The 6,225-nt window shown below is 64.3% G+C and carries 5 protein-coding genes; 4 read left to right on the plus strand and 1 reads right to left on the minus strand.

Annotation, left to right across the window (positions count from 1 at the left end; all coding sequences use genetic code 11):
- Positions 1-47: 47 nt before the first annotated feature.
- The 4 genes from ACP5E6_RS05045 (at position 48) to ACP5E6_RS05060 (ending at position 5,684) form a co-directional block, all read left to right on the plus strand.
- Positions 48-1,382, plus strand: coding sequence for an O-acetylhomoserine aminocarboxypropyltransferase/cysteine synthase family protein (locus ACP5E6_RS05045; protein ID WP_427952449.1), 1,335 nt, complete (start codon positions 48-50; stop codon positions 1,380-1,382).
- 2 nt (positions 1,383-1,384) lie between these two features.
- Complete coding sequence (locus ACP5E6_RS05050; protein WP_427952451.1) at positions 1,385-2,374, plus strand: homoserine O-acetyltransferase/O-succinyltransferase family protein; 990 nt, start codon at positions 1,385-1,387, stop codon at positions 2,372-2,374.
- Positions 2,375-2,458: 84 nt separating this feature from the next.
- Positions 2,459-3,229 (plus strand): polysaccharide biosynthesis/export family protein, encoded by a 771-nt coding sequence (locus tag ACP5E6_RS05055; protein WP_427952453.1) that lies wholly within the window; start codon positions 2,459-2,461, stop codon positions 3,227-3,229.
- Between the two features lie 337 nt (positions 3,230-3,566).
- Positions 3,567-5,684: a Hint domain-containing protein gene (locus ACP5E6_RS05060; RefSeq protein WP_427952455.1), complete on the plus strand. Its 2,118-nt coding sequence runs from the start codon at positions 3,567-3,569 to the stop codon at positions 5,682-5,684.
- A gap of 12 nt (positions 5,685-5,696) precedes the next feature.
- Here ACP5E6_RS05060 and ACP5E6_RS05065 read toward each other — a convergent pair whose 3' ends face one another.
- Complete coding sequence (locus tag ACP5E6_RS05065; RefSeq protein WP_427952457.1) at positions 5,697-5,900, minus strand: hypothetical protein; 204 nt, start codon at positions 5,898-5,900, stop codon at positions 5,697-5,699.
- Between the last annotated feature and the right edge of the window lie 325 nt (positions 5,901-6,225).

Genomic DNA, 6,225 nt, shown 5'->3' on the forward strand with positions numbered 1-6,225 from the left:
GATGACCCATTTGATGAACGACCTCGCCGATCGGATTGAGCCGTCACATGCGGCGTGAAACCATCGCGATCCACGCCGGGTATGTGACCGATCCGACCACCAAGGCCGTCGCGGTACCGATCTATCAGACCGCAGCCTATGCGTTTGACAGCGCCGACCATGGCGCCGCGTTGTTCGACCTGACGGTTCCGGGCAATATCTACTGCCGGTTGAGCAACCCGACCAACGATGTGCTCGAGCAACGCCTCGCCGCTCTCGAAGGCGGGGTCGCGGCGCTCACCACGGGCTCGGGGATGGCGGCGATCCAATACGCGATCCAGAACCTCACCGAGGTTGGAACCAATATCGTAACCTACCCGCAACTCTATGGCGCGACCTACACCTTGTTCGCCCATGTCTTTCACCGCCAGGGGGTCGAGGTGCGGCTGGCCCGCGAGGATTCGCCGGCCGCCGTGGCGGCGCTGATCGATGCCAACACCCGTGCGGTCTATTGCGAAAGCGTTGGCAATCCCGCTGGCAATATCTCGGACATCGCCGCTCTTGCCGAGGTCGCGCATCGTCACGGCGTCCCCCTGATCGTCGATAATACGGTCGCAACGCCGATGCTGTTGCGCCCGATCGAGCATGGCGCCGATGTCGTGGTCCATTCCATGACCAAATTCATCGGCGGGCACGGCACCACCATGGGCGGTGCGATCATCGATGCGGGCCGGTTCGACTGGTCGGCGCATCCCGAAAAATTCGCCATGCTGACGTCACCCGAAACTGCCTATCACGACGTGGTGTTTACCGAGCAGTTCGGCGCCGCGGCGTTCGTCGCGCATTGCCGCAGCGTCTGTCTGCGCAACGGCGGCGCAACCCTTGCGCCGCTGAGCGCCTTTCTGCTGTTGCAAGGATTGGAAACCCTGCCGCTGCGGATCGAGCGGCACGTGTCGAACGCGCGGCGCGTCGCAGCGTTCCTGCGTGAGGATCCGCGGGTCGCCTGGGTCAATTACGCCGGCTTTCCCGACAATCCCTATCACGCGCTGGGTCTGCGTTATCTCGATGGCAATTTCTGTTCCCTGATGACCTTCGGCGTGAAAGGCGGTTTCGATGTCGGGCGCCGCTTCTTCGATGCGCTGATGCTGTTCAAGCGCCTGGTCAATCTCGGTGATGCGAAATCCCTCGCCACGCATCCGGCCTCCACCACGCATCGCCAGCTCAACGCCGCGGAACTCGCGCGCACCGGCGTCAGCCCGGAAATGATCCGCCTCAGCATCGGTATCGAGCATATCGACGATATCATCGCCGATCTCGATCAGGCGCTGGAAGTCGCCGCCGGTGTCGCGACGGTATCACGAGCGACCGGTGCGGTGCCGCCGGCCCGCGCCTCGGCAGCCTGACGTTGCCCGATATCCAGACCGCGCGACCCCTCCCGCCCAGGCCGCTGGTCGCCACCGCCCGGCCGATCGCGCGGCAAACCGCATCGCGCCCCTTGAGCATCGGCCTGATCAACAACATGCGTGGCAGCGGCTTTCGTGACAGCGATCGGCAGTTTCGGGCGATGATCGCCGCAGCATCGCCTCTGGCGGCGATTGTCACCGGCTACTCGATCGCCGATCCGCCATCGGCCGAAGCGGGAAGGGACTACCGCGCGCTGGCAGCGCTCGACGAGGCGTCACCCGATGGGTTGATCATCACCGGCGCCGAACCCGCGGCCGATGCGCTCCATCAGGAAGCCTTTTATCCAGCCCTCACGCGGGTCATCGATCGCGCGATCGACCGTCGCATCCCGGTGGTGTTCTCCTGCCTCGCCACCCATGTGGCGGTGCTGCATCTGAGCGGCATCGCGCGGCGCCGCCTCCCGCAGAAATGCCACGGTGTCCTGTCGTTCGCGCTGCGCGCCGAGCACGCCATGACCAGGGGCATGCGCGGGCGCATCAGGGTGCCTCATTCGCGCTGGAACACGCTCGATGAGGCGGCGCTGACCGCGTCAGGCTATCGTGTGCTGACCGCCTCAGCGCGGGCCGGCGTCGATCGGTTCGTGCATCAGGACGCGCCGGGTTGTGTGTTTCTGCAAGGCCATCCGGAATACGAGCCCCTCAGCCTGCCTGGCGAGTACCGGCGGGACGTGCGGCGCTATCTCTGCGGCGAAACGCATCGGTATCCAACCATCCCTTCCGGCTGTTTCGATACCGCGACCCGGGCGGCGCTGCGGGCCTTCCGGCGCCAGGCGAAGCGCGACCGCGACCCGGCGATGATGGCGGCACTGCCGCTGCACGCGGCTGACCCGCCGGACGCGCGACCCTGGCAGGATGACGCGGTGCAGTTCTACCGCAACTGGCTGTCCCATGTTGCGGCCTCTGCTGGAATTCCCTGCGCGCATGACGTCTGAAGCCGTCGGCGCCGGTCCCCGCGCCGGGCATCGCGCGGTCCGCCCCTCTTCACCTTCGTGCCCCTTCTGTGACGGGAATCACCAATGACGTCTGACCTGATGACCCTGCCGGCCCGTTCGATCCGGCGTGCGTCGATGATCGCGCTGGCCAGTTTGGGCGGTTGTGCCCAACTGCCGCCGATGCCACAGGCGCCCGCCGTTCTGCCCGCCGCCGCTCCTATCGCATCCGCCATGATCGCACCGCCTTACCGGATCGCGGTCGGCGACCAGCTTGCCATCCGGCTGCCGATCGATGCCGAGCTGGACGAGACAGCGACAGTCCTGCCCGATGGCAGTATTTCGACCAGTGTCGTGACCCGGCAGCTGGCCGCGGGTCTGACATTGCCGCAGCTCGATGCCGCCCTGCAACGGGATTATCGGAAAGTTCTGAAACATCCGATCATCTCGGTCGTGGTGGCGAAATCCGCGCCGGAGCCGGTCTATATTCTCGGCGCGGTCGATCATCCCGGCGTTTATCAGTTCGACGGCGCCATACCCCGCTTGGCGCAGGCGATCGCCGTGGCTGGTGGCCTGAAGCCCGGCGCCAATCCAGACGACATCTTTATCCTGCGCCATCTGCCAAACGGCACCCAGCAGTTTTTCGGCACCAAATTCGCAGCCCTGCAATCCGGGCGCGACCCTGCGGCGAATGTTCCCCTCGAGCGGGCCGATGAAATTTTCGTCCCCCGCACCGCCATCGCCCGCGCCTACGGCTACTACAATCAGTATTTCCAGCAATTCATCGCGACCAGCGCGAGCGTCAACTACCAGGTCAATTCCAACGGCACGACATCGAGCATCATTCCGGCGCATTGACGCGGCAACGGCAACATAATCGCATATCGCTCTAACGCTCCAACCCGCGCGTGATCCAACGCGTTTCGGTCACCCAAGCCCGTCCAGCGGACGTCATCCGCAACGATCCCCAGACCTGATCTAACATTCAGCGAAGCGTGGCCCGTCCGATGGCCGCGAGCGGGCATGAATTGCGGCCTGAATAGTCCATATTTATGGACAAGTCTCTGATTCAAAATAACCTTATTGGATTAAATACCCTTAATAAAAATTGATATTGATACCTTTTCGTCACTATGCAAGCAAAGGTTGTGTTTATTGAACTTAACACAATCCGGAAACGAAACGGTAAGGCATCATGCAATCATCTGAATTGAACGGACTCAATGCCGGTCTCGCGGTTCGAGCCTCGGAAATCGCCGCAACCAAGGCGTCCGATTTGCTGCCCTCGGGTTATCTGAGCACCAACGGCAACCAGATCGTCGATGCAGCGGGTGCCGATGTGCGGATCGCGAGCGTCGGATGGAACCAGAATTTCTCGAACATCCCGGCGACCGTCGCAGCCATGGCGGCGGCGGGGTTCAACACGATCCGCCTCGACTGGGTCGATGCCACGCTGTTTCAGGCCAACCCGGTCGATTCGATCAACCTCAACACCATCGAACAGATCGTGGCCGCGGCGGGTGCGGTCGGCATGAAGGTGATCCTGGACCACCATACCGACGAAGCCGGCACCGCCGGCGATGGTTACGGCGCGCAGCAGCAGAACGGATTGTGGTATGATTTAGGCCCCGGCACCAACAACACCAATGGCGTCGGCGTGCCCGGCACCGTCACCCAGGCGCAATTCCAGGCCGACTGGGTCACGGTCGCCAAGGCCTTCGCCGGAAATTCCACCGTGATCGGGTTCGATCTCGACAACGAACCCCTGATGTACGGCTCCGCCGGACCGACCGGCATCACCTGGGGCCAATATACCGCGACCGGCACCAACAACGGCGTGGTCGGCGGACCGACCGACATCCACGCGATGTATCAGACCGTGGGCGACGCGATTCAGGCGGTCGATCCCGGCGCACTGATCATCGCGGAGGGGCCGCAGAACTATGGCAACGACTTCGCCGGCACCGGCATCGCGCCCGAGGGGGATCTGAGCGTCGCGGCGAAGGACCCGGTGGTCCTGAACATCCCGAACAAGGTGGTCTATTCGGTGCATGAATATCCGACCGAAATCTCCGGCATGACGGTCGATTCCGGTGCTGCCGCCGTGACCAGGATGAACCAGGCCTGGGGCTATCTCGAAACCACCAATACCGCCCCGGTCTGGATCGGCGAGATGGGCAGCAGCATGGTCTCCGCCAATTCCCAGGCCTGGGCCGCCACGCTGACGGCTTACATGAACGGGCAGGACGCCGCCCAGGGAGGGCCGGCGTTCAGCGGCCACCAGCAACCGATCCCCGGTGACTGGTGGGTCTGGGGTTATCTGCCCGGCGAAGCGCCGGACGGCACGCTGAACGCCAACGGCAGCCTCAACGCCGCGCAACAGGCGGTCTGGAGCCAATTGCTGCCGGTCAACTGCTTTGCCAGCGGCACCCGGATCATGACCCTCGACGGCGAGGTCGCCGTCGAGCACCTGGCGATCGGCGATCCGATCATCTGTGGTGACGGCACCCTCGCGCCGATAATCTGGATCGGCACCAGAACGATCGATCTGACCCGCCACCCCCATCCCGAACGTGTCGCGCCGATCCGTTTCGCGCCGGGCGCGATCGCCGATGGCGTGCCGCATCGTCCGCTGCTGCTCTCGCCCGACCATGCGTTGTTGCTCGATGACCATCTGATTCCAGCCAAAGCGCTCGTCAACGGCGCCTCGATCCGCAGCGTCACGCCGCGCAAGGTCACGTACCACCATATCGAACTCGCCACCCACGCCATTCTTTGCGCCGAAGGCGCTCCGGCGGAATCCTATCTCGACACCGGCAACCGCGCCCTGTTCGACGATGACGGCGCGCCGATCATGCTCCATCCGCTGTTCGATCAGGCGCGACGGGAAGCCGAGGGATGCGCCCCCTTCGTCGAAGCCGGGCCGGTGGTCGAAGCCGTCCGCGCCCGATTGCTGCGCCGCGCGGCGATCGCCACCACCGATGACCCGGCGCTGCGCCTGTTGCACCGCCATGACGGCGTGGTCATCGCCAGCCGTGCCGCGATCCCTGGCGAAATCGCGCCCGACCCGCGCGACAGGCGTCGCCTCGGCATCAAGATCGGCCACATCACGATCGGCGACCAAGCGATCCCGCTCGATCACCCGGCACTCACGCAGGGCTGGCACGATCCCGAACCCGATGGCCGCTGGACCGACGGGCGCGCGGTGATCCCCATCGAACTCCTCGCGGGGCGACGCGATCTTGCCATCCACATCGCCGCGACGATCGCCTATCCGGTCGAACCGCAGGCGGCGTTTCGGGCGCGGGCGTGACCGCCACGGCGCCTATCTGACCAGCCAGACGACCACAAGCGCCACCACGATCCAGAACGCGATGCCCAGCGCCACAGCCTTCAGAAAACCACGCGCCGCCCCGATCCCCGCGCCCGACCGGTCCGGTCGCGGCGCGGAGCCACCGCGCACCAGACCCTCAACAGGCTCGACCGATCTGGCGGGTGGACGTTCATGGCTGATGCCCGTTTCAGGCAATCGCGGCGGTCCGTGACATCGCTTCATCTCCACGCCGGGCAGCTCGGCGCTCTTAGGCGAATGGGTATCCTGCCCCGGTAAAACAACCGATATGACAGGGTTTACACGATCCGGACGGATCGATGCAACCTAAACGCGATGCGGCGGCGACCGTACGGTTGAGCAGACCCCACCGCTGTCATCGGCGTTTCAGGCCGAAATCGTTACGTCTGCTGTATAATTTGATTTCGCGAACCACAATTAACGTCCCGTAAGGAGATGCTGATGTCAACCAACGACGCGATCGCCGAACGATCGCTGGAACCCGGTGCGATATTCCGATCGC

The organism is Acidiphilium sp., assembly GCF_049977125.1.
In the GTDB taxonomy this organism is placed as follows: Bacteria; Pseudomonadota; Alphaproteobacteria; order Acetobacterales; family Acetobacteraceae; genus Acidiphilium.

What these genes read in the sequence shown, in the direction of transcription:
- ACP5E6_RS05045 (WP_427952449.1), top strand. Translation starts at nt 48, where the DNA reads ATGCGGCGTGAAACCATCGCGATCCACGCCGGGTATGTGACCGATCCG.
- ACP5E6_RS05055 (WP_427952453.1), top strand. Translation starts at nt 2,459, where the DNA reads ATGACGTCTGACCTGATGACCCTGCCGGCCCGTTCGATCCGGCGTGCG.
- ACP5E6_RS05060 (WP_427952455.1), top strand. Translation starts at nt 3,567, where the DNA reads ATGCAATCATCTGAATTGAACGGACTCAATGCCGGTCTCGCGGTTCGA.